The organism is Nocardia sp. 852002-20019_SCH5090214 (genome assembly GCF_001665865.1).
GTDB lineage: Bacteria > Actinomycetota > Actinomycetes > Mycobacteriales > Mycobacteriaceae > Nocardia > Nocardia nova.
Genome location: NZ_LZMK01000339.1, coordinates 1 through 2,211, shown reverse-complemented (window position 1 = coordinate 2,211; position 2,211 = coordinate 1). Strand labels below are relative to the sequence as shown.

The 2,211-nt window shown below is 70.8% G+C and carries 1 pseudogene; it reads right to left on the bottom strand.

Annotation, left to right across the window (positions count from 1 at the left end):
* Positions 1-41: 41 nt before the first annotated feature.
* Positions 42-2,211, bottom strand: a pseudogene (locus A5780_RS41370) (hypothetical protein); the annotation flags it as partial.

Sequence of the window (2,211 nt, the reverse complement as noted above, 5' to 3'; positions counted from 1 at the left end):
CAGCACCTTCCAACCCAGCCACCTCGCCGACGGGGCGGCCGCTACAGTTCCGGGCCGTGATCGCGGTCGCGGTCGAATCCGAGTGTCGGCGGCTGAGGCCTGCGCCCGGTCGAGGTCTCCTGGTCGAAGGCGAGGCTTCGGCGTTTGGCGACGCGTGGCGCACGTTCGGCGGCGGCGCGCTGCTCCGGAGTCAGGGACTCGCGGCGGGCGTGCTCGCGTTCGATCCGTGACAGGGCGCTCTGCAGCCCGTACAGGTAGGTCTCGTCCTCGTTGAGGCTGCGCTGATCCTTCTCGGTCGCGGTGTTGAGCAGCCACTGCTGCTGGCTCGGGTGCGCACGCCGCTGCACATCCGTCCACTCGGTCGCGGGCACCCCGACCCGTTCGGCGGCCGCGTCGGCGACGGTGCGCGCTTCGGTCACCTCCGGGGTGAGTTCGTCGAGCTCCTCGGTGGTGGCATCGAGGCGGTCCTGCAACTTCTTCCGCGCCAGCGGCTTGCGTTTCGCGGTGGCCTCCAACTGCTCACGCAATCGCGCAGCCTCGAGCTTCAACGCCTTCTGCTCGGTTTCGAGCGCGCGCGCGGCGTCCTCCGCCTTCTGGGCGGCCGGAATCTTCTCGGCCGCAGCGGCGAAGGTCTCAATGTCGGCGCGGGCCTGGCGCGTGTGCGGTCCACCGTGGGTGCGGCGGTCTTCGATGTCGTCGGCCAGTAGCTGTGCCTCGGCGCGGCGGTGGGTGAGCTCCCACGTGAGCCGGGCATCGCTCCACGTCTTCGGCTGCAGATCGTCGTTGCCGAACCCCATCGATCCGATGGCCATCGCACGAGCCGCCTGCTGATCGTGGCTGGACAATTCGGTGTAGTACACCGGCTTTCGCGGGGGAAGTTCCTGCTTCGACGGCGGTGTCAGCGGACCCGCAGCGGCCTGCACCGCCGTACGGGTCGACCCTGCGGACTCAGCCTCCGGTGTCGCGGCGGCGATGGTGTCGAGTTGTTCGAGCCGCCAGATCAGCACGGCGGCGATGTCATCGGCGCTGCCCAACTCCCGCAGCGCGATCGCGGCGCTCAGTTCGTCGATGGCGTCGCGGCCGTCGATTTCGGCGGCTGCCAGTTTCGCTCGAAGTGCCGGCCACGCCTCGGCGTCGCTGACACCGGGCACGAGTTCCTCGGCGGCGGTGGTGAGTTCGGCCAGCCGCTGCGCGCCCAGCTGCTCCTCGACGCGATCGGAATCCCGCTCCGCTGTGACAGGATCGGCTGCTGCGGCGTGGTCGAGCAACGCGGCCAAGGCCTTCTCGCTGCGCCGCCCGGCGGCAGCGGCGAACACGTCAGCCGCGTCGCGGTCGAACCGGTAGCGGCGCTCGTTCAGCGCGGCCTGCCAATTCACGCGCACCGGGTCCAGGCCGTAGACGGCGGCCTGCTCGATCGCGACCGCCCACGTCAGCTGCCCACGCTCGCGGTGGGCGCGGGCGATCTCGGCTGCGATCGCGATGGCCAGCAGCAAAAGCAGCAGCAACGCCACGAGGATGACGGTCGCGATATCGCCGACCGTGTCCCCGCTGCGGGCTCGCCGCACCGGCGAGTTGTCGCGGAACGTCTCCTGAAACAGCGCCCGCGTGACCGCGCCCAGTCCGGCCGATTGCGGCTGGGCAGGCTGATACCGCTGGGAGGCGTACTGCACCTGCGCCGAGCGGGCCAGTTCCTTGTGCGCGGCCGCGAACGCGCCCGGCTGGTCGCCTTCCAGCACCTCCGACCAGGCCGCGAAAACTCCCGCGGCTTGGCCGGCCATGTATGCCCACTGCGCCCGATCCGTGTGGGGCACCTGCTCCATACGCTCGCGCCACTGCCCGATCTCGGCGGCGGCCTGGCGCCACATCTGCGGATCATCGACAGCCCGATCCTGACGGCCACGACGGGCGGAATCGTTGCCCCACACCGCGAGAGCGTCCTCACGGGCGGTCGTGCTGTCGGACCACTGCTGCTCCCGCAGCGCGGTCAACGTCAGATCCCGGGCCAGTTTCCCGCCACCCAGCCACGGCCCGACCTCGGCACCGTCGCGCCGGAACCGCACCGAATAGCCGATGACCTTGTCGCGGCCGCCCTGGGCGTAGCGGGGTTTGATCGAGATCCCCGACTCCCGCAGCGATCCCACGAACTCGGCCTCGGTGTCGGTCCCGGTCGCGGCCGCACGCACCAGCCGCCGCAGCCGATCACGCTCCGAC